Origin of the sequence: Bradyrhizobium sp. BR 10289 (assembly GCF_019455385.1) — a bacterium.
GTDB lineage: Bacteria > Pseudomonadota > Alphaproteobacteria > Rhizobiales > Xanthobacteraceae > Bradyrhizobium.
On record NZ_JACOFR010000016.1, the window covers coordinates 54,840 to 79,360 of the forward strand.

The 24,521-nt window shown below is 65.1% G+C and carries 25 protein-coding genes; 6 read left to right on the forward strand and 19 right to left on the reverse strand.

Annotation, left to right across the window (positions count from 1 at the left end):
- The 3 genes from HYH08_RS24110 to HYH08_RS24120 all read right to left on the reverse strand — a co-directional run bounded on the left by HYH08_RS24110 (window position 1) and on the right by HYH08_RS24120 (window position 3,559).
- A complete protein-coding gene (locus HYH08_RS24110) occupies window positions 1–1,080 on the reverse strand; it encodes an isocitrate/isopropylmalate dehydrogenase family protein (RefSeq protein WP_220012318.1) in 1,080 nt (359 codons plus the stop codon).
- Window positions 1,081–1,207: 127 nt separating this feature from the next.
- The gene (locus HYH08_RS24115) at window positions 1,208–2,275 is read right to left on the reverse strand and encodes an alcohol dehydrogenase (RefSeq protein ID WP_220012319.1); all 1,068 of its coding nucleotides are present in this window, start codon (window positions 2,273–2,275) and stop codon (window positions 1,208–1,210) included.
- A 90-nt stretch (window positions 2,276–2,365) separates the two neighbouring features.
- Window positions 2,366–3,559, reverse strand: coding sequence for a CaiB/BaiF CoA transferase family protein (locus HYH08_RS24120; protein WP_220012320.1), 1,194 nt, complete (start codon window positions 3,557–3,559; stop codon window positions 2,366–2,368).
- A 196-nt stretch (window positions 3,560–3,755) separates the two neighbouring features.
- Between HYH08_RS24120 and glgA the strand changes: the two genes are divergently transcribed.
- On the forward strand, window positions 3,756–5,171 hold the full coding sequence (gene glgA, locus HYH08_RS24125) for a glycogen synthase GlgA (protein WP_220012321.1): 1,416 nt from the start codon (window positions 3,756–3,758) through the stop codon (window positions 5,169–5,171).
- Window positions 5,172–5,360: 189 nt separating this feature from the next.
- Here the strand turns inward: glgA and HYH08_RS24130 are convergent, their stop codons facing one another.
- From HYH08_RS24130 to HYH08_RS24140, 3 genes are all read right to left on the reverse strand, one after another.
- On the reverse strand, window positions 5,361–6,311 hold the full coding sequence (locus HYH08_RS24130; RefSeq protein WP_220012322.1) for an oxygenase MpaB family protein: 951 nt from the start codon (window positions 6,309–6,311) through the stop codon (window positions 5,361–5,363).
- A gap of 83 nt (window positions 6,312–6,394) precedes the next feature.
- Window positions 6,395–7,537, reverse strand: coding sequence for a DUF3734 domain-containing protein (locus HYH08_RS24135; protein ID WP_220012323.1), 1,143 nt, complete (start codon window positions 7,535–7,537; stop codon window positions 6,395–6,397).
- Window positions 7,538–7,607: 70 nt separating this feature from the next.
- Entirely contained in the window at window positions 7,608–8,432 is an 825-nt protein-coding gene (locus HYH08_RS24140) for a 3-hydroxybutyrate dehydrogenase (RefSeq protein ID WP_220012324.1), read from the reverse strand.
- 191 nt (window positions 8,433–8,623) lie between these two features.
- Here HYH08_RS24140 and HYH08_RS24145 point away from each other — a divergent pair, with 191 nt between their 5' ends.
- A complete protein-coding gene (locus HYH08_RS24145) occupies window positions 8,624–9,511 on the forward strand; it encodes a LysR family transcriptional regulator (protein ID WP_220012325.1) in 888 nt (295 codons plus the stop codon).
- Window positions 9,512–9,562: 51 nt separating this feature from the next.
- Here the strand turns inward: HYH08_RS24145 and HYH08_RS24150 are convergent, their stop codons facing one another.
- The 3 genes from HYH08_RS24150 to HYH08_RS24160 all read right to left on the reverse strand — a co-directional run bounded on the left by HYH08_RS24150 (window position 9,563) and on the right by HYH08_RS24160 (window position 10,871).
- The gene (locus HYH08_RS24150; RefSeq protein ID WP_220012326.1) at window positions 9,563–10,279 is read right to left on the reverse strand and encodes a peroxiredoxin-like family protein; all 717 of its coding nucleotides are present in this window, start codon (window positions 10,277–10,279) and stop codon (window positions 9,563–9,565) included.
- A gap of 82 nt (window positions 10,280–10,361) precedes the next feature.
- Window positions 10,362–10,646, reverse strand: a complete 285-nt coding sequence (locus HYH08_RS24155; RefSeq protein ID WP_220012327.1) for a hypothetical protein — start codon at window positions 10,644–10,646, stop codon at window positions 10,362–10,364.
- A gap of 48 nt (window positions 10,647–10,694) precedes the next feature.
- Entirely contained in the window at window positions 10,695–10,871 is a 177-nt protein-coding gene (locus HYH08_RS24160; protein WP_220012328.1) for a hypothetical protein, read from the reverse strand.
- Window positions 10,872–10,882: 11 nt separating this feature from the next.
- On the opposite strand from HYH08_RS24160, the gene HYH08_RS24165 reads away from it, so the two are divergent.
- Together HYH08_RS24165 and HYH08_RS24170 are read left to right on the forward strand one after the other, a co-directional pair.
- Window positions 10,883–11,362 (forward strand): cupin domain-containing protein, encoded by a 480-nt coding sequence (locus tag HYH08_RS24165; protein WP_220012329.1) that lies wholly within the window; start codon window positions 10,883–10,885, stop codon window positions 11,360–11,362.
- Between the two features lie 104 nt (window positions 11,363–11,466).
- On the forward strand, window positions 11,467–12,669 hold the full coding sequence (locus HYH08_RS24170) for an MFS transporter (protein ID WP_220012330.1): 1,203 nt from the start codon (window positions 11,467–11,469) through the stop codon (window positions 12,667–12,669).
- Here HYH08_RS24170 and ccoS read toward each other — a convergent pair.
- The 10 genes from ccoS to HYH08_RS24220 all read right to left on the reverse strand — a co-directional run bounded on the left by ccoS (window position 12,666) and on the right by HYH08_RS24220 (window position 22,165).
- On the reverse strand, window positions 12,666–12,833 hold the full coding sequence (ccoS, locus tag HYH08_RS24175) for a cbb3-type cytochrome oxidase assembly protein CcoS (RefSeq protein WP_220012331.1): 168 nt from the start codon (window positions 12,831–12,833) through the stop codon (window positions 12,666–12,668). The genes HYH08_RS24170 and ccoS overlap by 4 nt on opposite strands.
- Entirely contained in the window at window positions 12,833–15,025 is a 2,193-nt protein-coding gene (locus tag HYH08_RS24180; protein ID WP_220012332.1) for a cation-translocating P-type ATPase, read from the reverse strand. The genes ccoS and HYH08_RS24180 overlap by 1 nt, the downstream gene beginning before the upstream one ends.
- Before the next feature lie 10 nt (window positions 15,026–15,035).
- Window positions 15,036–15,521, reverse strand: coding sequence for a FixH family protein (locus HYH08_RS24185; protein ID WP_220012333.1), 486 nt, complete (start codon window positions 15,519–15,521; stop codon window positions 15,036–15,038).
- 15 nt (window positions 15,522–15,536) lie between these two features.
- A complete protein-coding gene (ccoG, locus tag HYH08_RS24190) occupies window positions 15,537–17,000 on the reverse strand; it encodes a cytochrome c oxidase accessory protein CcoG (protein ID WP_220012334.1) in 1,464 nt (487 codons plus the stop codon).
- A gap of 106 nt (window positions 17,001–17,106) precedes the next feature.
- Window positions 17,107–17,982, reverse strand: a complete 876-nt coding sequence (ccoP, locus tag HYH08_RS24195; protein ID WP_220012335.1) for a cytochrome-c oxidase, cbb3-type subunit III — start codon at window positions 17,980–17,982, stop codon at window positions 17,107–17,109.
- 6 nt (window positions 17,983–17,988) lie between these two features.
- Window positions 17,989–18,153: a cbb3-type cytochrome oxidase subunit 3 gene (locus HYH08_RS24200; protein ID WP_220012336.1), complete on the reverse strand. Its 165-nt coding sequence runs from the start codon at window positions 18,151–18,153 to the stop codon at window positions 17,989–17,991.
- 14 nt (window positions 18,154–18,167) lie between these two features.
- Window positions 18,168–18,902, reverse strand: a complete 735-nt coding sequence (gene ccoO / locus HYH08_RS24205; RefSeq protein ID WP_220012337.1) for a cytochrome-c oxidase, cbb3-type subunit II — start codon at window positions 18,900–18,902, stop codon at window positions 18,168–18,170.
- An 11-nt stretch (window positions 18,903–18,913) separates the two neighbouring features.
- A complete protein-coding gene (gene ccoN, locus HYH08_RS24210; RefSeq protein WP_220012338.1) occupies window positions 18,914–20,563 on the reverse strand; it encodes a cytochrome-c oxidase, cbb3-type subunit I in 1,650 nt (549 codons plus the stop codon).
- A gap of 308 nt (window positions 20,564–20,871) precedes the next feature.
- The gene (locus HYH08_RS24215) at window positions 20,872–21,297 is read right to left on the reverse strand and encodes a CBS domain-containing protein (RefSeq protein WP_220012339.1); all 426 of its coding nucleotides are present in this window, start codon (window positions 21,295–21,297) and stop codon (window positions 20,872–20,874) included.
- Window positions 21,298–21,331: 34 nt separating this feature from the next.
- Entirely contained in the window at window positions 21,332–22,165 is an 834-nt protein-coding gene (locus HYH08_RS24220; RefSeq protein WP_220012340.1) for a universal stress protein, read from the reverse strand.
- A 200-nt stretch (window positions 22,166–22,365) separates the two neighbouring features.
- Between HYH08_RS24220 and fixL the strand changes: the two genes are divergently transcribed.
- Window positions 22,366–23,883, forward strand: coding sequence for a sensor protein FixL (gene fixL / locus HYH08_RS24225; RefSeq protein WP_220012341.1), 1,518 nt, complete (start codon window positions 22,366–22,368; stop codon window positions 23,881–23,883).
- A gap of 3 nt (window positions 23,884–23,886) precedes the next feature.
- A complete protein-coding gene (gene fixJ, locus HYH08_RS24230) occupies window positions 23,887–24,504 on the forward strand; it encodes a response regulator FixJ (RefSeq protein ID WP_220012342.1) in 618 nt (205 codons plus the stop codon).
- The last annotated feature ends 17 nt before the right edge of the window (window positions 24,505–24,521 follow it).

Below are 24,521 nucleotides of genomic sequence, written 5' to 3' on the forward strand. Positions count from 1 at the left end.
CTAAAGTGCCGCCAGCACCGCCTTGGTAATATCCGCCGTGCCGTTGCTGCCGCCGAACTCCATGGGCTTGAGACCGCCGGCATAGACCTGATCGACGGCGCGCTCGATCATCTCGCCGGCTTCCGCCGCGCTCTCGACGCCGTGCTTCTCGGCGAGCCAGTCCAGCATCATTGCCGCCGACAGGATCATGCCAGTGGGATTGGCCTTGCCCTGCCCCATGATGTCAGGCGCGGTGCCGTGGCACGGCTGGAACACCGCGTATTTATCGCCGATGTCGGCCGACGGCGCCATGCCGAGGCCGCCGATCAGGCTCGCGGTGATGTCGGAGACGATGTCGCCGAACATGTTCTCCATCACCATCACGTCGAAATCCCACGGGCGCTTGACCAGCATCGCCGAGCACGCATCGACATAGAGATGATCCGTCTTCACATCCGGATGACGCTTGGCGGCCTCGTCAAAGATCCGGCGAAAGAAGGCAAACGCCTTGAACACATTCGCCTTGTCGACGCAGGCAAGCGACCCCGGCTTGCCGCGCGCCTTGCGCCGCTCGGCGAGGCGGAAGGAGAACTCGAACAACCGCTCCGAGGTCTTGCGCGTGATGACCAGCGTCTCGCGCGCGTCTTCATGCGTGACGACGCCCTTGCCCATCGAGGCGAACAGGCCTTCGGTGGATTCACGGATCACGACGAGATCGATGCCGCGCGTGTCCGCGCCGACGATCGGGCTCGGCACGCCCGGGATCAGCCGCGCCGGGCGCACGCCGGCATAGAGATCGAAGATGAAGCGCAGCTCGATCTGCGGCGCGATCTCGGTATTATCGGGATAGCGCACCGACGGCAGGCCGCAGGCGCCGAGCAGGATCGCGTCCGCCTCTTCGCAGAGCTTGATGGTGGAGTCGGGCATCGACTTGCCGGTCGCAAGATAATTGTTGGCACCGGCCGGCGCCTCGGTGAAGCGGAAGCTCAAGCCGGATTTTTGTTCGATCTTGCGCAGCACCTCGAGAGCCGGTGCCATGACCTCGGGGCCGATGCCGTCACCGGCGAGCACGGCAATGTGGAAGGCGTTGTTTGCGGACATGAATAGTTCCTACTCTCAACCGTCATGCCCGGGCTTGTCCCGGGCATCCACGTCTAAATACAGTTTCAGCGCTAAGACGTGGATGGCCGGGACAAGCCCGGCCATGACGGGAAACAAACAACGCTCGTTACGGCGTCAGCACCGTGCGCCCGACCACCGCGCCCTGCTGCAACTGCACGAGCGCGTCGTTGGCCTTGGCGAGCGGCGCCGTCGTCACCGGGATCGGCGGCACCTTCTTGGTGCGGACGAGATCGAGCAGCTCCTGCGTCTCGCGCAAGTTTCCGACGTAGCTGCCCTGGATGGTCACCGCCTTGATCGGGATCAGCGGCAATGCCCAGGTCGCACCACCGCCGAACAGACCGACGATGACGAGCTTGCCGCCCTTGGTCAGGCAATCGAAGCCGAGCTGCGTCGTCGCGGCATTGCCGACGAGGTCGATCACGGCGCGGATCGGCCCGCCGGCTTTCTTCGCCAGTTGCTCCAGCGCATCCGGTGCCTTGGGATCGACGGTCGCGAGCGCGCCCGCCTTCTCGGCGGCCTCGCGCTTCCTGGCGTCGATGTCGACCATGATCGCGCCTTTGCCGCCCATCGCCTTGAGCAGCGACAGCGCCATCAGGCCGAGGCCGCCGGCGCCGAACATCACGATCGGCGTATCGAAATGCTGCTCGACCTTCTTCAGCGCGCTGTAGGTGGTGACGCCCGAGCAGGCGTAAGGCGCGGTCGTCGCGGGATCGAGGCCCTTCAGATTGAGCAGATAGCGCGGATGCGGCACCAGCATGTGGTCGGAATAGCCGCCGTCGCAATAGACGCCGAGCGAGCGCGGCGTCAGGCACATGTTCTCGTCACCGGCAAGGCAGGTCGCGCATTTGCCGCAACCGATCCAGGGATAGACGAGGCCGACATCGCCGAGCTTGAGGTCGCCCTGGTCGGTCGGCTTCACGTCCGGGCCGAAGGCGAGGACCTCGCCCACGGTCTCGTGGCCCATCGTCAGCGGCAGGTTGATGCCGCGATCCTTCAGCGACAGCGGCTTGCGGCCGTGGCCGAGGTCGTAGCCGCCTTCCCAGATGTGGAGGTCGCTGTGGCAGACGCCGGCGGCCTTCACCTTGATCAGCACCTGCGTGCCCGACGGCTGCGGCGTCGCTTCGTCGAACTCCTGCAGCGGCGCCTTGAAATCGGCGACCTTGAAACTTTTCATGGCGTCCTCCCGGCATATGTCTTCGTCGCACCACCATGCCACGGCCGGCGGGGCGAGACAAACGCGAGACCTGTCTTCAGCCTTGCGTCTTCAACCTTGCGCCGCTGTTCTGCCGGACGGAATTGAGGCGTTCGAAAGGCCAATCTCGTCGCGCAGCGCCTCGGTGTGCTCACCGAGTGCGGCCATCGTTCTGGCCGGCGTGGTGTCCGCGCCGGTCATCCGGAACGGCAGGTTGAGCACCTGAAACGACCCGCCGCCGTCCTCGACCGGCGAGAGCGCCCGCCGATGCGCGAGCTGCGGATCGGCCAGCGCCTCGGACACGGTGCGATAGGCTGAGGCCGGCACGCCGGCCGCGCTCAGGTCGACGAGGCACGCCTCGGTCGAGAGCTGCTTCGACCAGGCCTCGACGCCGTCCATCATCTCGGCCCAATTCTCGCGGCGTGGCGCATAGCTGGAGAAGCGCGGATCGGAGATCCATTCGGGGCGGCCGATCACCTCCATCAGGCATCGAAACGTCTTCTCGCTCGCGACCGTGATCATGACATAGCCGTTGGCGGTCTCGGTCGGGCCGAACATCGGCCGTGGCGGCGGCTTCACCGCGAATTGCGAGCTCTGGAGCTCGATCACCGTCAAGCTCAGCATCGACTCCAGCATGGAGACGTCGATGTGCTGGCCCCGCCCGGTCACGGTGCGCTGATAGAGCGCCGACGCAATCGCGCCAAAGCCGTAGGTGCCGGTGACGACGTCGGCATGGTAGATGCCGCAATAGTCCGGCCTGACACGGCCGGGCTGATAGGCGAGATGCGCCATATCGTAGCCGGAGGCGGCGTGGATGACAGGCGCGTAGGCCGGCAGCTCGGCCGAGGGACCGCTCTGGCCATAGCCCGAGATCGAGCAATAGATCAGCTTTGGGTTGACGGGACGCAAGGCCTCATAGTCGAGCCGCAGCCGGTGCATCACGCCTGGGCGAAAATTCTCGACCAGGATGTCGGCGGTCGCGGCGAGCCGGCGCACCGCCTCCTTGCCGTCCTCGGATTTGAGGTCGAGCACGACGCTCTTCTTGCCGACATTGAGCTGGCCGAACACGGTGCTGCAGCCCTTGCGCAGCGGCGGCCGGGTCCGCATCGTCTCGCCGCCATCGGTCTCGATCTTGATGACCTCGGCGCCCATGTCGGCCAGCATCCGGGCGCAATGGGGACCGGCGATAGTGGTCGAAAAATCGAGAACCCTTAAGCCAGCGAAGGCCTTTGTCGTCGCCGCTTCGTGCTTATCTGGTAGCTGCATGCCTGCTCGGTCCTCGGCCCGTCCCTTAGGAACGATCAACGTTCTCTGTTGTTGGTGCACCGACCCTAGATGGCGGCGGCCGAGTAGGAAAGTCTTTACCGAACCAATGCATCTCGTGGGCAGGCTGAGATATCCAGGGGCAACTGGACCCGTTCTTGCATAGCAGCAAACGGGCTCGAGCAGGGGGCGACTGTTCTTGAGGGTCTTGTTCGTTACGACAGAGATGGACGACTTCGTCCGCGTCGGCGGACTTGGAGCCGTTTCCGCCGCGCTTCCCCGAGCCCTTCGCCCCTTCGCCGATATCCGGATCATGCTGCCCGGCTATCGCGACATCATCGAGCAACTCACACATATCCAGATCGTCGGCCGTTGTCCGGCGTTCGCCGAGATGCCGGCCGCCTCTCTTAGCAGGGCCGCGACGAAGGACGGTCTGCCCGTCTATGTGCTGTTGTGCTCGCAGCTCTACGACCGGCCCGGCAATCCCTATGGCGACGAGTCCGGGCGCGACTGGCCCGACAATGACATCCGCTTCGCGCGCTTTGCCTCGGCAGCCGCTGAGCTCGCCATGGGCAAGCTGGACAAGAATTGGGCAGCCGACCTGATCCATGCCAACGACTGGCAGGCCTCGCTGGTGCCGGCCTATCTCGCCTGGCGCGGAGCCAAGCTGCCGTCGATCCTGACCATCCATAATCTCGCCTATCAGGGCCTCTTCCCTAAGGACTCGCTGCGGCGGATCGGCGCACCCGAAAGCTCCTTCCACATCGACGGCGTCGAGTTCTACAACCAGCTCTCCTTCCTCAAGGCCGGGCTCGTCTACGCCTCACACCTGACCACCGTCAGCGGCACTTACGCGCGCGAGATCACGACAGAGGAATTCGGCTGCGGCCTCGAAGGCCTGCTCCGCCTGCGGTCGGACGCCTCCGAGCTGACCGGCATCCTCAACGGCATCGACGAGAGCTGGGATCCGCGCTCCTGCGCCCAGCTCGCCCAGCAATTCGGCGCGGGCGACTGGGTCGGCAAGAAGGCCAACGCGGATTATGTCCGCAAGCAGTTTGGCCTCGCGGTGTCGCGCGGCCCGATGTTCGGCATCGTCGCCCGCCTCGTGCACCAGAAGGGCATCGACCTCGTGCTGTCCGCGGCCGACGAGATCGTCGATGCCGGCGGACAGATCGTCGTCACCGGCTCCGGCGAGCCCGCGCTCGAGCAGGCCCTGATCGACGCCCACCGCCGCCGCCCGGACGCGATCGGCGTCGCCATCGGCTTCAACGACGCTCAGGCAAGACGCATCTTCGCCGGCAGCGATTTCACCTTGATGCCGTCGCGGTTCGAGCCCTGCGGCCTCAGCCAGATGTACGCCCAGCGCTTCGGCTCTCTGCCGATCGGCCACCAGACCGGCGGCCTCGCCGAGACCATCACCGACGGCGAGACCGGCTTTTTGTTCTCGAAGCCCTCGCATGAATCCTTCCTCGGCGGGGTCCGCCGCGCCTTCGAGGCCTTCATGGCCCAGGACCAGCTCGACACCATGCGCCGCAGCGCCATGGGCCGCTCGTTCTCCTGGAGCATCTCGGCGGGCAGCTACAGCATGCTGTACAAGAAGCTGGCCGCGGTGTGAGGTCGGCGCGCGTCCACGCGCTCCGCCATTGCGCCTCACTCCCCTATTGTGCCCCGGACGCAGCGCAGCGCTCTTGCGGTGCGCTGCTGAGCCGGGGCCCATCGCGCGCCGGAGTTCGCAGCCCCTGGGTCCCGGCTCTGCGCCGCAACGCTTACGCGTTGCAGCTTGTCCGGGACAGGAGACTGACCTTCACCCCTTCCCGCGGGCGTCCATCTGTGGCCGGCCGATCCAGGCCCTGTTGAGACACCGCGTCATCCAGTCAGGCTGCATCTCACCCCGCAGCCGGGCTTGCGCCTCCTGATAGGGACCGACATAGCGCAGCCTGTCCGGCAATTTTGGATAGACGCGCCTGATCCATCGCAGTGCGTTGTCGGCGGCGCTGACGTCCCGCTCCTCCAGCTCGATCCCAAATCCGGCGCGCAAACGCTGCGGCAGCATTCTCACCGTCAGCGCGCGATACCAGCGCGGCGGCCGCAGCCATGGGCGTGTGCCGCCAAAAATCTGCGCGGCGATCTCGCGCGCGGCGGGGCTGACGGTCAGCACTTCCGACTGCGCCATCGCCGCGTTGTACGCGGCAAAGCCGGCCCAGTCCGCCGGCAAATCATCTGCCGTCAATCCGAACAGCGCGCCAAAAATCCGGCTCTCGCTCCAGTAGCGCTCGCGCTCCTCCACCGAGAGCTGTGGCAGGACCAGGTCATGCGCCATCAGCGCCGTCTCGACCAAGGTCGCGTGAACCCAGCGCAGCGACGGCACGTCGTTGGCGCAGTAGCGCGAGCCTGCCGCGAACGGCCCGACCGTCTCCGGCATCTCGCCGACGATCATGGCGTGACGCCGGTGCAATTGCCGCGACGACAGCAAGGCACGGTCGAGCGAGCCGAACACCATGGCAAAGACGATGTCGAAAGTGCGATGGAATCGCCCGATCGGATCGGCAAAAGTCCTTGAATGCTCGGCGATGGCTGCAGCGACCCAGGGATGCGCGAGCTGAAGCAGCAGCGCGCGGCCGGCACCGAGGAAGATGACGGCCTCGCGGTCGATCCGCCAAGTGACCGTGTCAGGACCGAACACGCCCGGCACCGGTCCCGCCGCGTCCGCGCGGACCTTGTCGAGCGCCAATTCCAGATCGCGTTCGGACACCACTGAGCGGCCTCATCGCATGCGGATGGAGACTGACAGTCTGCAGGGGCTGTGGCAATTTGATGAATCTTCGACCGCTTGCGGCGCTATTCCGCCGCCATCGGCATCTCGTCGACATGCTCGTGCAGCACCACGCCGGCCAGCGGATCGAATTCGCCGATCCACGGCTTTCGCGCGAGCGCGGACTTGGTATGGGCATAGCCGGCATGCCAGCGCCGCGAGATGCCGGACGGACTGAAGTCAATGTCCTTGGTGTGTGTCTCGCGCTCGAGCTGCGGCGCCAACAGCCGCACCACATGCATGCGGGTCGGGCAGCCATAGCTCATCAGTTCCCGCACCGTGGGATCGCTCCGCTCGCTTTCCGGCAGCCGTGCCGCGAGCTGGTTGATCACGTGGCGCAGGCGGTGGGCCTGCTGCTGGCGCGTGATCTGGCTCGCGATCCGGCTGGAATACATCACGTCCTTGTGCCGGTTCAGCACCTCCGCCATCGTAGTCGGATCGGCGCCGACGGGATTCCACAGATGCACCGAGAAGATCAGCGAATCCCGGCGCGGATTGTCGTCGAACACGGCTTCCGTCGGCGTGTTCGACAGGATGCCGCCGTCCCAATAGAGCTCGCCATCGATGCGCACCGCCGGGAAGGCCGGCGGCAGTGCGCCTGAAGCCATGACATGCTTCACCGTCAATTCGCCGTCGCGGCTGTCGAAGTAGCGCATCTCGCTGGTGCCGACATGGGCCGCACCGACGGTCAGGCGCGGCGCGCAGCGGTTGGCGAGATCGAAATCGACCAGCTCGTTCAGCGTCTGCTCCAGCGGCGCGGTCGAATAATAGCCGGCGAGATCGGCGCCGAGCGGATAGGAATCCCCGGCATGCGCCAGCGGATTGGGCCGGAAGAAGCCTGGAATGCCGTGGGTCACGGTCGACCAATAGGCCAGCTTCTCGTTGAAGCCGCGAAACGCGGCGCGCCAGTCCCAGACCGGCTTCTGCTCCATCCGCTTCCAGAACTCTTTCAGGCGCGCGAGCCGATGCTCCCTTGCATTGCCAGCAATGAGGCTCGCATTGATGGCACCGATCGAGGTGCCGATGATCCAGTCCGGCTCGATGCCAGCCTCGTGCAGGGCCTGGTAGACGCCGGCCTGATACGAGCCGAGGGCGCCGCCGCCCTGAAGCACGAGGACGACCTGCCCCGGCAGGTCCTTGCGCTGTATGGTAGTCTGCGTGCCGTTCATGGTTCGCTCCTGATCAGCCTGCGCTGCTCCGATATTCGCTGCCGGCCGCGGCTTGTTACGCCGGCTCATTTTAGTGCGCCGTCCAGCCGCCGTCGACCGGCAGCGCGACACCGGTGATCGACCCCGCCGCCTCGGACGACAGGAAGACCGTGAGAGCGCCGACCTCCTCGACAGTGGCAAAGCGCTTGTTCGGCTGCTGCGCCAGCAGTACGTCGCGGATCACCTGGTCGCGCGAGATTCCGTGCGCAGCGGCCTGCCCGTCGATCTGCGCCTCGACCAATGGCGTATAGACATAGCCGGGGCAGATCGCGTTGCAGGTAATGCCTTGCTCCGCAGTCTCCAGCGCCGTCACTTTCGTCAGGCCGACGATGCCGTGTTTGGCAGTGACATAAGCGGCCTTGAAGGGCGAGCCGACGAGGCCATGCGCGGAGGCGATGTTGATGATGCGCCCAAAGCCGTTCTGGCGCATCGCGGGCAGCGCAAGACGCGTGGTGTGAAACGCCGAGGACAGGTTGATCGTGAGGATCTGGTCCCATTTCTCCACCGGAAACTGATCGAGCGGCGCGACGTGCTGGATACCGGCATTGTTGACGAGGATATCGAGGCGGCCGGCCTGCGCAATGGTCGCAGCGATCATCTCGGCGATCGATTTCGGCTTCATCATGTCAGCAGGCGAGTAGCTTGCCTTGACGCCGAACTCGGCGGCGATCTGCTCGCGCACCCGCCCGATCTCGCTGGCGACGCCGAGGCCGTTGAGAACGATGTCGGCGCCGGAAGCAGCCAGTGCGCGAGCGATGCCGAGGCCGATGCCGCTGGTCGATCCGGTGACCAGCGCGACCTTGCTGGCGAGCACGCGCGACGAAGCGGACGGCTGTGTCTTGACCGGGACATTCATGATCCAAACCTTCTGTTGGCAAGTGGCCGGCGCGACGCCGCGCCGTGGCTGGATCGAAATCTGCAGGATCATCCGTCTTTGCGGAAATGCCGGTTGGCTTCCAAGTCCATACGTGCGCGCTATCGCAAGCGGGATGTCATTTCCGGCCCCGATCGGCTAGATTCCGGCCGATCTCGCTGGGAGCCCGATCCATGGAAATGCACCAGGTCCGCTACTTCCTCGCGGTGGCGCAGCTCTTGAACTTCACCCGCGCCGCCGAGGAATGCAACGTGACGCAGCCTTCGCTGACGCGCGCGATCAAGCAGCTCGAGGCGGAGCTCGGCGGCGACCTGTTTCGCCGCGAGCGCCCGGCCGCGCAATTGACCGAACTCGGCCAGCGCATGCATCCTCTGCTGAAGCAGTGTTACGATGCTGCGATCGGCGCACGTTCGCTCGCCTCCTCGTTCAAGAGCGGCGAAATCGGCGCGCTCCGGATTGCGCTGACTCACTCGATCGACCTGTCGCTGCTCATTCCGCACCTCAACGAGATCAGGCGACAGTTCAACCGGCTAGAATTGCACTTCCTGCGCGGGACCAGCCGCGAGGTCGGCGAATTCCTCAAGAAGGGCGAGGCCGAGCTCGGCATTGCCGCCGAGATCGACGAGGCCTGGGAGCGGCTCGACGTCTGGCCGCTGTTCACGGAAGGCTTCGATCTCGTCGTCAGCCGGCAGCACCGGCTTGCCGGCCACGATACGGTCGATCCGGACGATCTGCGCGCGGAGCAATTGCTCGGCCGCAATTATTGCGAGCTTTCCAGTCGCATCTCCGCGGGCATGCGCGAGCACGGCATCGACGTTGACCACGGCCACGAGATCTCCAGCGAGCGCGACCTGATCGAACTGGTGGAGGCCGATATCGGCATCGCCATGATGCCGCGCACCTCGCCGGTGCCTGACAGCCTGAAGCGGGCTGCAGTCTCAGGCCTCGATGCGAGACGCACCGTCAGTCTCTATGGTGTTGCCGGCCGGCAGCGCACGGCGGTGGCCAACGCCGTGATGCGTATGTTGCGCGGCGCGGACTGGCGGGAGATTGCGGGGTAGCATCTGATCAAGCGCTGCTGCAAACCCGCTCCCCTTGTGGGAGAGGGAAGCTCACTGTTCCCGGCTCGCCGCTTCCAGCGCCGCAAGCAGATCGTCGATCTCCATGCGCTTGCGGAAATCAGGATCGACGAAGCGCGCCTTTACCAATCCGTCGCGTCCGACGACGAACACGGCCGGGATCGGCAGCATCCAGCCGTCGTTGCCGTGAAACTTCGCCATGTCCTGGTATGACAGCAGATCCTGGATCTCGGCACCGAGCCAGATCGCCAGATTGAGCGACAGCGCATAGCCATTGTCGAGATCGGTCAGGATCGGGAACGGCGCGCCGGAATCGGATTTGACCTGTCTGGTGTACTCCTGCGTCTCAGGCATGATCGCAACGATCTGCGCTCCCATCGCCGCGATACGGTCCTGCGCCTGAACAACTGCGCGGAGATTGAGCCGGCAATAGGGGCACCAATGTCCGCGGAAGAACATCACCGCGACGGGGCCCTGCGCCAGCAGTGTAAGCAGCGTCACGAGACGACCTTCGCCGTCCGGCAGCATGAAGGGTGGCATTGCATCACCCGGGTGCGGCGCAGTCTCGCCGCCGCCGTTCCCGTTCAATCGCGTCACCAGGCGATCGACGGCCTCGCCATAGGCCGGGAAGACCTCGCGGCTCGCGGCGGCATAGGCGCGCAGCTGCTCGTTCAGCGTACCCTCCATGTCGCGGCAGCGCTGGAAGGCAGACCTGAGCCGTTCGGCGTCGGCAGGCGAGAGTGACGTCATCTTTCGCTCCGGCATTCCTGAGGCGAATACTAGTTTCCCGGTTCGGCCGCCCGCAAGAGGCGGCCGCCATTCCAGGACGGGCTCAGTTCACGTAGAAATTGCCGGTCGGATCGAGCCGCCCCGGGGTGTAATACATCGTGCCGTTGTCCATGAAGAAGACGGTGTTGTCCGGCACCTTCTTGGCGTTTTTCATCATGGCCTCGTGGTTTTTCTCGGCCGGCGCCATGGCCATCGCCGACATCTTGCCGGGTCCGCCATAGACATAGGCCATGCCGGCCTTGAAATCCCAGGCGGCCTCTGAGAAGGCCGACGTTGCGATCACCGCAAACGCGGCGGTGAAAATCAGGGTCTTCGACACTTTCGTCATGAGATGCTCCTCCGGATTGACGTGAACGCCCGCCAATCGGGCGCCCCGTCATCGGATGCCGGATACGTCGAAAGCGGAAATACCGATGCCCAATCGGTTCGATAGCCACCGCGCATCGAGATAGCGCGGGGCTATCGCATCGAGAGCAAGCAGGCATTTCAGGATGGACGCGGTCTCGACGAAGCTCCTGCCATAGCCGGCGACCAGCGAGGTTGCGGCCAACACAGGAGACTTCCATGTCGACGCATCATATCTTATCGCGAATGGTTTGGTCGGGCGCTGCCGTTCTCGGCACGCTGACATTCGCAACACCGGTCTTCGCCGGCGAATGCCCCGCCGACAAGATCAAGCCCAACGCGCACCAGATGGTCGACTATAAGCCCGTCGGCGTCACCGACACCACGCTCGGCGCGATCGACCTCGGCAAGCAGCCCGCCCATATCGAAGGCCGCGAGCTGCGCTTCCGCAAGCTCACGATCGAGCCCGGCGGGATCGTGCCCTGGCACAGTCATGACGACCGGCCGGCCCTGATCTTCGTGCAGCAGGGCGAGATCGTCGAATATGCCTCCAATTGCGTCGATCCGATCGTGCACAAGGCGGGCGACATCCGCCCCGAAGTGTTCGGCACCTCGCATTGGTGGAAGAACCTCGGCAAGGAGACGGTGATTCTCTATGTCGGCGACGTCCGCAAGGATCCGCACGACCATAACATGTAACGGGTGCGTTGGCCCCAGCGCACGCGTGACCGGATGTGGCGTCCGGGACCCCACATGCTTCCTGCATGCCGGGGCGCCACATCGTTCACAGGAGAAGCCATGTCGTGACCGATCTCTCCGCCCCCATCAAGCCTGCCGCCATCGCGATGGACGCGCATTCTCCGGGCCTTGCGCTTCGCTCGCTCGTCATCGGCCTTACCGCATTCCTCACCGTCGTCGATCTGTTCGCGACCCAGGCGATCCTGCCCTCGTTGACCCGCCATTACGGCGTCCCGCCGGCCGCGATGGGTTTTGCCGTCAATGCCAGCACCTTCGGCATGGCGGTCGCAGGCCTCGTCGTCGGCGTCTTCAGCCCGCACATCAACCGGCGGACCGGCATCCTGCTCAGCCTCACCCTGCTGGCGATCCCCACCAGCCTGCTGGCATCGGCGCCAAACCTCGCCGTCTTCACCGTCCTGAGAATTGCCCAGGGCCTTTGCATGGCCTCCGCCTTCGCGCTGACTCTGGCCTATCTCGGCGAGCAATGTAGCGCCATGGATGCCGGCGGCGCCTTTGCCGCTTACATTACCGGAAACGTCGCCAGCAACCTCTTCGGCCGGCTGATCTCGGCGGCGGTTGCCGACGGTTTTGGCCTCGCCTGGAATTTCTATTTCTTCGCCGCGCTGAACCTCGCCGGTGCGGTGCTGGTCTATGGCACCATCAAGCGCGTGCAGCAGATGCACGTGACCATGCCGTCGGCATCGCCGCTCAAAGCCACCATCGCGCATTGGCGCAATCCGCGGCTGCGTGCCGCCTTCGCCATCGGCTTCTGCATCCTGTTCGCCTTCATCGGCACTTTTACGTTCGTCAATTTCGTGCTGGTCCAGCCGCCGCTGTCGCTGGGCATGATGGACCTCGGCGTCGTCTATTTCGTCTTCCTGCCGTCGGTCATAACGACGCTGCTGGCCGGCAAGGTGGCATCTCGTCTCGGCACGCGGCCGACGATCTGGGGGTCGCTTGCCGTCGCGGGGCTCGGCCTGCCGCTGATGCTGGCGCAGCATCTGGGCGAAGTGCTCGCCGGCATGGCCCTGGTCGGCATCGGCACCTTCTTCGCCCAGGCTGCCGCGACTGGCTTCGTCGGACAGGCGGCCACCGACAACCGCGGCGTCGCCAGCGGGACCTATCTTGCCTGTTACTTCTGCGGCGGGCTGGCCGGCACGGCCGTGCTGGGCCATCTGTTCGACAGCTTCGGTTGGCCAGCCTGCATCGCCGGTATCGGCATCGCGCTCGGCGTGGCGGCTCTGCTCACATTGAACCTGAAGCGCTAGCGCTTGACGGGGGCTTCCTGCGGCGGATCGTCGTCGGCAATGGCGCGCCAGGCGGCACCGTCGAGATCGTCATATTGGCCGCTGCGCAGCGACCAGAGGAAGCCGGCGAGACCGGCACCGCCGAGCAACAGCGCCAGCGGCACCAGGATGACCAGGATCTCCATCACAGGCTCTCCCGCGAGGCGCTGCGGGCACGCAGCGAGTTCAGCATGACCAGGATCGAGGATCCGCTCATGGCGGCCGCCGCAATCAGGGGCGTCACGACGCCGCTGATCGCGACCGGCACGGCCAGCACATTGTAGCCGATCGCGAGCCAGAGATTTTGCCGCATCAGATGCAGCGCCTTGCGCGCGGAATCGATCGCGGCAACGACGGGGGCCAGCGGCCGGCCGAGGAAGACGAGGTCGGCGGTGGCCTGGCTGAGATGCGCGGCCGAGATCGGCGACATCGAGACATGCGCGGCCGCCAGCGAGGGCGCATCGTTCATGCCGTCGCCGACCATCAGCACCTTGGCGCCGCGCCGCTTCAATTCCTCGATCCGTGCGATCTTGTCGGCCGGGGTGACGCCGGCGCGCCACTCGGGAATGCCGAGCGCGTTGGCCGCCGCAATCACCGCCGGCTCGCGGTCGCCGGAGAGAATCTCGATGCCGATGTCGCGCGCCTTCAGCGCCGCGATCACGGCTGCCGCATCGGGGCGCAGGCCCTGACGCACCGAGAGGATGAATTTTGCGGCGCCCTTGCTGAACGCCACGACGGACGCTTCAGGATCGAGATCGTCGGTCAGCCCGACCAGATCCTCGGCGCCGCAGAACGACGGGCGTCCCAGGCGAAGCTCGATACCGTCCACCGTGGCACGCACGCCCTGTCCGGGCTCCTCGACCGCACCGACGATCGGCGATCTCGCGCTGGCGGCCTGCGCGACGGCGGCGGCGACCGGGTGATGACTGGACAGCGCGAGCCGGCCCGCCAGCTCAAAGATGTCGGCGGGGATATCGGCCGCATTCGTCACGTCGAGATCGGGCAGCGTCAGCGTGCCGGTCTTGTCGAAGATGACATGGTCGGCTTCCGCCAGCCGCTCGATCGCATCGCCTGCATTGAGCAGCACGCCGGCCTTGAACATCGCGCCCGAGGCGACCGTCTGCACCGTCGGAATGGCAAGTCCCAGCGCGCAGGGACAGGTGATGATCAGCACGGCCACGCCAGTCACGATCGCATCGTGCCAGCTCGCACCGGCGATGACCCAGCCGAGGATCGTGATCAGCGCGGTCGCATGCACCACGGGCGCATAGAGCCGCGAGGCGCGGTCGGCGAGCCGCATGTAGCGCGAGCGCGCTTGCAGGGCGTTGTCGAGCAGCCGCGTGATCTCGGCGAGCAGCGTCGCCTCCGAGGCCGCCGAGACCCGCACCCGCAGCGTGCCCGAGATGTTCATCGAGCCGGCATAGACCGGCGTGCCCTGCCCGGCCGTAACATAAAGCGTCTCGCCGGTGATCAGGCTTTGGTCGATTTCGGAGCGCCCCTCGATCACGGTGCCGTCGACCGCGCAACGCTCCCCCGGCCTGAGCAGCACGATGTCGCCGGGGTGGATCGCCGCGACCGGCACCTGCGAGATTTCATCCGGCCCGACGAATTTTGCAGCGGTCTCGGCCTTGAGCGCGGCGAGATTGCCGGCAACGGCCCGCGTCCGCCGCCGCATGTTCTGGTCGAGGAACCGCCCGACCAGCAGGAATGTCAGCAGCATGATCGCGGCGTCGAAATAGGCGTGCTCGGCGTGATGGATGGTCTCAACCACGGACATGCCGAGCGCCAGGCACACGCCGATCGAGATCGGCACGTCCATGTTGGTGGTCTTGTTCGACAGCGCGCGCCAGGCCGAGCGGAAGAACGGCTGGCCGGCATAGGCCGCCGCCGGCAGCGCGATCAGCGCCGACAGCCAGTGGAAGAAATCGCGCTGCTCCGGCAGCATGTCGGAGACATTGCCGGACCAGACCGGGATCGACAGCATCATCACGTTCATGGTGGCGAACGCGGCGACGCCGAGGCAGCGCAGCAGAAAGCGGGATTCGGCGACCTCGGCCTCCTCCGCACTCTCCGTCTCGTAAGGATAAGCCTTGTAGCCGAGTTCCTCGAGCCGGTCGATGAAGCGCGCCGGGTCGAGCGTGCCCGCCTTCCATTCCAGCGCGACGCGGCGGTCCGTGAGGTTCACGCGCGCCATCGTCACATCGGGGATGGCAGAAAGACCGCGCTCGATCTTGGCCATGCAGCCGGCGCAGTGAACGCCCTCGACCGCAAGATCGATGTGCTGCAGGCCTGCGCCCGTAGCGCGGACATAGTGGGAGAAATCGCGGGTCACATGCATGGCGAAACCCTCAGTTCAGGATCACGCGGTTGCGCGACAGGAACACGCGCTGCCCTCGCGTCTCACCCTCAATCACCAGGTCCCACTGGCCCGGCGCGACGGCGGCGGCATTGCCGCGATAGATGCCGCTGCCGGACTCCGGCAGCTCCACGGAAACATCTGCCCGCTTGTCGGTCGGGCGCTCCAGACGTCCTTCGAACTTCAGGCCGCTCATCGGCAGACCCTTCGCATCGCGCGCATCAACCTGGAGCGTGGCCGCACCGTCGGCGCGGCGCTCGATATGGGCGCTGACCTGCCAGTTTCGCGCGGCCTGGTCCTGCGCCGCGGAGATTTCGCGGTCGTAAGTGAGGCCTGCGGCATAGGGGCTGTCGACGTCGGTGCCCGGCAGCGTCGCAATCGCGAGCTTCATCATGGTGACGTTGACGCCAATCACGACGCCGAAGAAGGCGACCAGCATCAGGAACACCTTCGTCCCGGTCAGCGGTTTCGTGGCCATGGCACTCTCCTGAACTTACGGCGCGACGAAATTGTCGGTGGCGGTGGCGACCTCGCCCAGGCCGATATCGGTGACGCGGAAGCGCACGGGGATCGACTTCTCCGGATTGTTCTCCGCCGGCGCGGTGACGAGGAGGCGCAGCTCGCTGGTGGTATCGCGCGGAATCACGATCATCGGCCTGTCCGGCGTCACGGAATCGGCACCGACGACGTGCGTGGTGAGGTTGACTGGACCGTCCGCATCGATGGCGATGACGCGGTCATAGCCGCTCTTGTTGAGCAGCCGCACCGTATAGGCGTTGCGGATCGAGCCGTCGCTCAGCTTGACCGCGACCGGGTTGCGGTCGTGCAGCACATTGACGTCGAGCAGGCTGCGGGTGGCCAGCGTATAGAGCATGATGCCGCCGACCGCCGCGATGATCGCGCTGTAGACGATGGTGCGCGGGCGGACGACGCGATAGATCGGCGCCTTGCCGTCCTGACGGCGCTGGATATTGATGTCGTTGTCGTAGCCGATCAGCCGCTTCGGCCGGCCGAGCTTGGTCATGATGTTGTCGCAGGCATCGATGCAGAGCCCGCACTGGATGCATTCGAGCTGCGGCCCGTTGCGGATGTCGATGCCGGTCGGGCAGACCGCGACGCATTGATAGCAGTCGACGCAATCGCCGACCTGCTCGCCGAGCGCGCGCAGCTCGGCCGCCTTCTTCACCGAGGTCCGCTTCTCGCCGCGGTCATAGCGATAGGTGACGTTGAGGGCCCATTCGTCGGTGAGCGCGGCCTGGATGCGCGGCCACGGGCACATATAGGTGCAGACCTGCTCGCGCATGAAGCCGGCCAGCACATAGGTCGTGGCGGTCAGGATGCCGATCCAGATATAGGCGACCATCGGCGCCTGGAAGGTCAGGAGCTCCTTCACCAGCGTCGGGGCGTCGCTGAAATAAAGCACCCAGGCGCCGCCGGTCCACCAGGCGATCATCAGCCAGATCGTGTGCTTGAGCGCGATCTCGCCGGCGCGCCGCAGCGTCAGGCCGGACGATTTGTCCTTCTTCATCCGCTCGCGGCGGTCTCCCTCGACGAAGCGCTCGACGGCGTAGAACAGATCGGTCCATACCGTCTGCGGGCAGAGATAGCCGCACCAGATGCGGCCGCCGACCGAGTTCATCAGGAACAGCGTCACCGCGGCGACGATCAAGAGGCCGGTGAAATAATAGACCTCCTGCGGCCACAGCTCGATGAAGAAGAAGTAGAAGCGACTGTTGGGCAGGTCGATCAGCACCGCTTGACTCGGGGCACCGAGGCCGCGGTTCCATCGCACGAAGGGCAGGAAGTAGTAGACCCCGAGGCAGAACGCCATCAGGCCCCATTTGATCCGGCGGAAGGTGCCGGAGACGCTCTGGGGATAGACTTTCTTGCGGGCGGCATAGAGCGGCCCGAAATCGTCTTCCGATGTCAGCTCGTTCGGGTTCACGGTCTTGTTCATCGCTTCAGGCGTCTCGAAAAGGTGCGATTAAACCTAGACCCGACGCCGCCGCGTCAGTTGATCCAGCGCAAGCGGGGACGATTTTGTTCGCCCCCGCTCGCCTCGATTACTTGCCGCCGCCCAGCGAGTGGACGTAGACCGCCATCGCCTTGATGGTGGCGGGGTCGAGCCGGCCTTCCCAGGCCGGCATCACGCCGGCACGGCCATTCGTGATGGTTTCGATCAGCGTCGCTTCGTCGGAACCGTAGAGCCAGATCTTGTCGGTCAGGTTCGGTGCGCCCATCTCCTGGTTGCCCTTGCCGCCGTCGCCATGGCAGGCGACGCAGTTCTCCGCAAAAATCTTCTCGCCCTTGGCGGCGTCATAGCCCTTGCGGGTCGGAAGGCCCGACAGCGCGCGGACGTAATTGGCGACCGTGACGATCTCGTCCGACTTCAGCACGCCGTCCTTGCCGAAGGCCAGCATCTGGCCTTCATGCGCCTTGGCGTGGCCGGAACGCGCGCCGTACTGGATGGTCTGCATGATCTGGTCGAGCGAGCCGCCCCATAGCCAGTCGTCGTCGTTCAGGTTCGGAAAGCCTTTTGCGCCGGCGCCGCCGGAGCCGTGGCACGGCGCGCAATTGTCGCCGAACACGGTCTTGCCTTTGGCGCGGGCGAGCGCCAGCAGCGCCGGATCCTTCTCGATATCGGCGAGCGAGGCCGCGCCCAGCGCGGCCATCTTGTCACCGCGGATCTTCTCCAGGTTCGCAAGCTCGACCGCGACGTCGGCGCGCGAGGAATAGCCGAACAGGCCCGTCGTGTTGCTGGAGATCAGCGGCCAGGCCGGATACACGATCCAGTAGCCGATCGCCCAGACGATGGTGAGATAGAAGGTGATCACCCACCAGCGCGGCAACGGCGTGTTGAGTTCCTTGATGCCGTCCCACTCATGTCCGGTCGTGGTCTTGCCGGAGACGGAATCGAATTCGCCATGATGATCGGTCATGATGTCTTACTCCTCCCGCAGCGGCAGCTGTGCCGCCTTGTCGAACGCAGCCTTGTTGCGGGGCCAGAATGCGTAGGCGATGATCGCGAGAAAGATCGCGACGAACACCGGCGTCCAGATCGTGGTGACGAGACCGGACGCGAGATTGTCGAGTGTCAGGATGGCTTTCATCGGGTGATGCCTTCTCAGCGAAGATTGGCTTTCTCGTTGTAGATCTTGAAGTCGACCAGCGTGCCGAGCATCTGCAAGTAAGCGATCAGCGCGTCCATCTCGGTCGGCGCGCCGGCCTTGCCGTCGAAATTGCGCACGACGGCCTTGGCGTAGCGCTTGCTGAAGGCATCGCTGCCGGCATTGTCGGGATCGGCCTGGGCCTTCAGATCGGCGCCGGCGTTGGCGATCTGGTCGTCGCTGTAGGGCACGCCGACGACCCGCAACGTCTTCATGTGGTCGGCGATCGTGTCAGGATCGACCTCGGCTTCCTTGAGGAACGGATAGCCCGGCATCACCGATTGCGGCACGATCGCGCGAGGATTGGTCAGATGGGTGACGTGCCAGTCGTCGGAATATTTGGCGCCGACGCGGGCAAGGTCGGGACCGGTGCGCTTCGAGCCCCACTGGAACGGATGGTCGAACATGCTCTCGGCGGCCAGCGAGAAGTGGCCGTAGCGCTCGACCTCGTCGCGAAGGGGGCGGATCATCTGCGAGTGGCAGAGATAGCAGCCTTCGCGGACGTAGACGTTGCGGCCGGCGAGTTCCAGCGGCGTGTAAGGCCTGACGCCGTCGACCTTCTCGATCGTGCTCTTGAGGTAGAACAACGGGGTGATCTCGACGAGACCGCCGATCGCGATCACCAGCAGAATGCCGACGATCAGGATGATCGAGTTCTTTTCGAAGACTTGATGACGTGTCCAGAACGACATGGTGTTGCTCCTCACTCCGCCGGCTGAAGAGCGACGGGCATCTGGACTTCCTGCTCGCCGACGCGAACCGTCATCCAGAGATTGTAGGCCATGATCAGCGCGCCGAGCAGGAACAGCGCACCGCCCGCGGCACGGATGATATAGAAGGGATGCATGGCCTCGACGGTCTCGATGAAGGAATATTCAAGGAAGCCGAGGGAGGTGTAGGCGCGCCACATCAGGCCCTGCAGGATACCGGACACCCACATCGCGGAGATGTAGAGCACGATGCCGAGGGTCGCGATCCAGAAGTGCCAGTTGACGAGCTTCAGGCTGTAGAGCCCCTTGCGATTCCAGGCCCACGGCACCAGGCAGTACAGTGCGCCGAAGGAGACGAAGCCGACCCAGCCGAGCGCGCCGGAATGCACGTGGCCGATGGTCCAGTCGGTGTAGTGGCTGAGCGAGTTCACCACCTTGATCGACATCATCGGGCCTTCGAAGGTCGACATGCCGTAGAAGGCCACGGAGACGACCAGCATACGCAGCACGGGGTCGGTGCGCAGCTTGTCCCAGGCGCCCGACAGCGTCATCAGGCCGTTGATCATGCCGCCCCAGGAGGGCATCCACAGCATGATCGAGAAGGTCATGCCGAGCGTCTGCGTCCAGTCCGGCAGCGCGGTGTAGTGCAGATGGTGGGGGCCGGCCCAGATGTAGAGGAAGATCAGCGCCCAGAAATGGATGATCGACAGCCGGTAGGAATAGATCGGCCGCTCGGCGCGCTTGGGGATGAAGTAGTACATGATGGCCAGGAAGCCGGCGGTCAGGAAGAAGCCGACCGCGTTATGGCCGTACCACCACTGGAACATCGCATCCTGGATGCCGCCCCAGGCGACGTACGACTTGGAGCCGAACACCGAGACGGGCAGCGCCGGGTTGTTGCCGAGATGCAGGACGGCGATCGTCACGATGAAGGCGAAATAGAACCAGTTCGCGACGAAGATGTGCGGCTCTTTCCGCTTGATGACGGTGACCAGGAAGACCAGCAGGTAGGTGACCCAGACGATGGTGAGCCACAGGTCCGAATACCATTCCGGCTCGGCGTATTCCTTGCCTTGGGTGACGCCGAGCAGATAGCCGGTGCCCGCGATCAGGATGAAGAAATTGTAGCCGAGCACGACGAACCAGGGCGCAAGGTCACCGGCGAGGCGCACGCGGCAGGATTTCTGCACCACGTAGAACGAGGTTGCGATCAGCACGTTGCCGCCGAAGGCGAAGATCACCGCGGAGGTGTGCAGCGGACGCAGCCGGCCGAAGCTGGTCCAGGGCAGGTCGAAGTTCAGCGCAGGCCAAGCCAGCTGCGAGGCGATGATGAGGCCGACCAGGAACCCGGCAATGCCCCAGAACATCGCCATGAAGGAGGCGAACTTGATCGGGCCCATATTGTAGTTGGGCCGGCCGTTGATCTCCGCCGGCGGCAGCGCCGCAGGGCGATCGAAGTAGCGGTTGACGATGCAGAACACCGAAGCCACGCTCGCGATCGCGAACAGGGTCGCATGGAAGGCGAACGGCGCATCGACCGCCTTGGCCGCGGCGATCACGCTGAGGAATGCGGTGACCGCGAACACGACGGAGAGGCCGCTTTCGCCTGTCGTCATGGTTTTGGAGATGGAGGGCTGGGGCATCGCGGATTCTCTCTCGAAAGAACACGCTGCCAGAAACCACATTCACTCTCGCGAGGAATTGATTGAAATCAAGATATGCGTTTTGGTTCGGCCGATCGGGCGAGCTTTTTTGGGAAGCGCCCGTAATTCTGCGGAGGGGCTAGTTGAAGCGCCCTCTCCGCTTGCGGGAGAGGGCGGCGAGACCGTGCGGCAGACTCACTTCGGTGAGGGGTTGGCTGCTCACCAATAATTCTCTCCGAGGAGACATATCCCTCATCCGGCGCTTCGCGCCACCTTCTCCCACAAGGGAAGAAGGAAGAGGCATCCCCTCACTCCCCCGCCGTCGCCTTCAGCGCCTTGATGACGTCTTCACGGGCGATGATGCCGACCAACCTCTGGGCGCTGTCGAGCACGATGATGCTGCGAATGCGGTGCTCGACCATGATCTGGAGTACGCGCGTCAGCCGCGTGTCGGGGCTGACATAGATGAACTCCGGCGTCATGACGTCGCCGATCTTGCGGCTCATCAGCTCATGATAGCGCGGCAGCATCTGGTTCGGGGTGAAGGCGAAGCATTTGAGGATGTCGAACTTGGTGACGATGCCGACCACTTGTCCGTCGTCCTCGACCGGATAGGAGTTGAAATCGTCGCGCTCGAACATCTCGCTGAGCGCGAGCATGTCGAGGTCGCGCTTGACCGTCCTGACGTTGCGCGTCATGTAGCCGCTGGCGGTGAGTTCGAGAAACTTGTACACGGCGCATCCTCCTCGGGTGGGTTCTGGCCGTCTGTCAGTGCGACAGCAGCACGCTGCGCGCCGATTGCGTGACGAGATGCTGGGTGACGCCGCCCAGGATCAGCTCGCGAAACCGCGAATGACCGTAAGCGCCCGCCACGATCAGCCCGGCGCCGACATCGCCGGCAACCTTCTCCAATTGCGCCGCGGCGGCTTCGCCTCTGCTGCTCTCGCAGACGCGCGCGCTCGCGGTGACGCCGTGACGGGCGAGCCAGGCGGCAACATCGGTAACGCCGGCCATCACGACCTCGCGGTCGTCATCGCGCTCCGGAATCGCCGCGATAGTGACCTCCTGCGCCTTGCGCAGCAGCGGCAGCGCATCGGCCACCGCCCGCCGCGCCTCCGGCGTGTCCTTCCAGGCCACCAGCACGCTGCGCAGATCGAGCCAGTTCACCTGGTCGGGCACCACCAGCAGCGGCCGACCGGCCTGCATCACCAGATCCTTTGGACTGGCCAGCGCAAACGCGTCGGAGAAGGCCGGGCTGCGCCCGCCGCTGACGAGGATGTCGGCGCAGCGCGCCTGCGCCAGCGCGAATCGCGCCGGAAAATCCATCGCGCTACGCCATTCCGCGCGTCCGCCGCGGTTCTTCGTGGCAGCGCGGAATTGCACCTCCAGATCGGCCAGCCGCCGCTTGACGGAGGCTTCACCCTCCTCGATCACCGCCTGGGCATTGGCGCCGTCGGTGAAATAGAGCGGCGGGGCGAACTGCGCCGCTGCAACACCAACGATGGCGGCCTCGAATCGCTCGGCGAGTTCGCCCGCGACCTGCAGACGCGCCTCGTTGGACTGATCGAGCGCCAGGCTGACCATCACGGTTGCATATGTCATCGGGGTCCTCCACACGGCAATGATCTGCCGTGAAATCTAGCCGCCCCGATGCGCGACAGGATGAGATAGATCAAACCGACCATGATGCGGGAAATCCGCCAATGGAATCAGACATCCGAACTTGCCTCCGGCCCGGCCATGGGCGAAATTACCGCCTGTTCGCAGGCGCCCGCCCGCGGCGCGAAAATGGGAGCCATCGCTTGTCGCCGACCCGCGTAACGCATCAACCGGACGACGGCCGGGGTGAGCACTTCCCGGTTCGAATCGAAGGGTTCGGCGTCGGCACCTGGGATCTCGACCTCAAGACAGGCGAGCTGGATTGGTCCGACACTGCAAGGGCCCTGCTTGGCATCGCGCCGAACCAGCCCGCCAGCTACGAGCTGTTCCTGTCGCGCCTTGAGCCTAAAGACCGCGAGCGCGTCGAGAGCGCGATCAGGCGCGTCTCCGAGCGCGGCGGCGGCTTCGACGTGTCGTTCAAGGTGGCAAATGCGTCCGGCGGCGGACAGTGGATCCGCGCCCGGGCCGGAATGATTCGCGACGATGCCGGCGCCGCCCGTCATCTGTCCGGCATCTTCCTCGACATCGACGAGGAGAAGCAGGTCGAGGAAGCGCTGCGCACACGCGAGACCCACCTGCGCTCGATCCTTCACACCATCCCCGATGCCATGATCGTCATCGACGGCCACGGCATCATCCAGTTGTTCTCGACGGCCGCCGAGCGCCTGTTCGGCTGGACCGAGCAGGAAGCGATCGGCCAGAACGTCAGCATCCTGATGCCGGAGCCGGACCGCACCCGCCACGACAGCTACATCGCGCGCTATCGTTCGACCCACGATCCGCACATCATCGGCATCGGTCGCATCGTCACCGGCAAGCGCCGCGACGGCACGACCTTCCCGATGCATCTGTCGATCGGCGAGATGCAGTCCGCCAGCGAGCCTTATTTCACCGGCTTCGTCCGCGACCTCACCGAACACCAGCAGACCCAGGCGCGGCTCCAGGAGTTGCAGTCCGAGCTCGTCCATGTCTCCAGGCTCACCGCCATGGGCGAAATGGCCTCCGCGCTCGCGCACGAGCTCAACCAGCCGCTGGCGGCGATCAGCAACTACATGAAGGGATCGCGGCGGCTGCTGGCCGGCAGCGCCGACCCGAACACGCCGAAAATCGAGAGCGCGCTGGACCGCGCCGCCGAGCAGGCCCTGCGCGCCGGCCAGATCATCCGGCGCCTGCGCGATTTCGTCTCCCGCGGCGAATCGGAGAAGCGGGTCGAGAGCCTGTCCAAGCTGATCGAGGAGGCCGGCGCGCTCGGGCTTGCCGGTGCGCGCGAGCAAAACGTGCAGCTCCGCTTCAGCCTCGATCCCGGTGCCGATCTCGTCCTCGCCGACCGCGTGCAGATCCAGCAGGTGCTGGTCAACCTGTTCCGCAACGCGCTGGAGGCGATGGCGCATTCGGAGCGGCGCACGCTCGTCGTCGCCAACAAACGCGTCACTGACGACATGATCGAGGTCGAGGTCTCCGACACCGGCTCCGGCTTCCAGGACGACGTCCTTCCAAACCTGTTCCAGACCTTCTTCACCACCAAAGACACCGGCATGGGCGTCGGACTATCCATCAGCCGCTCGATCATCGAGGCTCACGGCGGCCGCATGTGGGCCGAGAGCAACGCATCGGGCGGGGCGACATTCCGCTTCACCTTGCCGGCAGCCGATGAGAACTGATCCATGACGACCAAGGGACATGTCTACGTCATCGATGACGACGGTGCGATGCGGGACTCGCTGAACTTCCTGCTGGATTCCTCCGGCTTCGGCGTCACGCTGTTTGACGATGCGCAAGCCTTCCTCGACGCCCTCCCCGGCCTTTCCTTCGGCTGCGTCGTCTCCGACGTGCGCATGCCTGGTATCGACGGGATCGAGCTGCTGAAGCGCATGAAGGCGCAGCAAAGCTCGTTCCCGATCCTGATCATGACCGGCCATGGCGACGTGCCGCTCGCGGTCGAGGCCATGAAGCTCGGCGCCGTCGACTTCCTGGAAAAACCGTTCGAGGACGACCGCCTCACCTCTATGATCGAGACCGCCATTCGTCAGGCCGAGCCCGCCGCCAAGAGCGAGGCGATCTCGCAGGATGTCGCCGCCCGCGTCGCCTCCTTGAGCCCGCGCGAGCGCCAGGTGATGGAGGGATTGATCGCCGGCCTCTCCAACAAGTTGATCGCCCGGGAATACGACATCAGCCCGCGTACCATCGAGGTTTACCGGGCCAACGTCATGACCAAGATGCAGGCCAACAGTCTCTCGGAACTGGTTCGCCTGGCCATGCGCGCCGGCATGCTGAAGGATTGAGGCGACCCGCTTGAGGC